Origin of the sequence: Chryseobacterium sp. HMWF035, assembly GCF_003094695.1 — a bacterium.
Lineage (GTDB): Bacteria > Bacteroidota > Bacteroidia > Flavobacteriales > Weeksellaceae > Chryseobacterium > Chryseobacterium gambrini.
On record NZ_QEHP01000143.1, the window covers coordinates 38589 to 39385 of the forward strand.

Sequence of the window (797 nt, forward strand, 5' to 3'; positions counted from 1 at the left end):
TATCAGGGCATGGGCACTGTATGTAGCCTGCAACATGGGCTATCTTCACCGTGCAGGAAGCCGGGGTTTCGATAAGGAAAAAGCAGCCAGCGTTTTTAAGAATAAAGTCGAACGTTTCGGAGAAGAATTTTCTCTGCGCCTGCGCAGTACCCAGATCGAATGCAATCAGGCCCATAAAATTATTCAGAGCAGGGACAGCGAAAACAGCTTCTTTTACTGCGATCCCCCCTATACCAGTGATCTTGGGATCAAAGTCCATCAATGACATTACGAGGGCTACACGCATCAGCATCTGGAACGTGACCTTAGCGTACTCTCCCAGATCAAAGGAAAATTCCTGCTCTCCAATTATCCTTCCCAGCTTCTGACGGATTTTGCAAAGAAGTATGGACGGTATGTGAAAACTTTTGACAAATCCCTGTCTGCCGCCCATAAAAGCAAGAATCCTGCAAGCTCCAAAAGAAAGACCGAAGTGCTGGTCGCGAATTATCCGATATAAAAGGCTTCAGGGCTTAAAGGCTATAGAGAAAACAATTGCGAGAAAAATCCATTATGATCTGCTTATCGCTTACTGCCTGTAGCCTACAGCTTACAGCTATTTTATCTCTAAAGTAAAGAATCATGAATAATCTTACCAAAGAAAAAACCATCCGTATGATGCAGCACAGAACCCAGCGCAGGATCAGACAGAGACTCAGGCAGAGACTCAGGCAGAAAGCCTTTAAAAATGAACAGATTTCAATTGTTAAACTAAAAAAAGACTATGAAAAATTTACATTACCGCCGAACCCTCGCTG

At 43.8% G+C, this 797-nt stretch carries 1 protein-coding gene; it reads left to right on the forward strand.

Annotated elements, in window-relative coordinates:
* Positions 1 to 34 precede the first annotated feature (34 nt).
* A complete protein-coding gene (locus DD829_RS24540) occupies positions 35 to 265 on the forward strand; it encodes a DNA adenine methylase (protein ID WP_116548173.1) in 231 nt (76 codons plus the stop codon).
* Positions 266 to 797 lie beyond the last annotated feature (532 nt).